Here is a 203-nt window from a genome sequence, read left to right on the forward strand (position 1 = left end):
GGGAAGTATGATTATTACGATTGAAGCCATACCCGTCATAAGTATCACCGTGACAGGGGCGGATCAAGCAACAAGCGTACCGAATGGTAGTACACTGCAAATGAGTGCAGCTGTGTTACCTATGAACGCTACGAATGCTTCCGTCACTTGGAGCGTAGAGCAAGGCACAGGACATGCAACGATAGACGAGATGACGGGCTTAT

Annotated in this window: 1 protein-coding gene; it reads left to right on the forward strand. The window is 48.8% G+C overall.

The features are described 5' to 3' along the window. The coding region (locus A8708_RS17450; RefSeq protein WP_204787577.1) for an Ig-like domain-containing protein at positions 1-203 on the forward strand (203 nt) is incomplete at both ends.

Source organism: Paenibacillus oryzisoli (genome assembly GCF_001653565.1).
Taxonomy (GTDB): Bacteria; Bacillota; Bacilli; order Paenibacillales; family NBRC-103111; genus Paenibacillus_E; species Paenibacillus_E oryzisoli.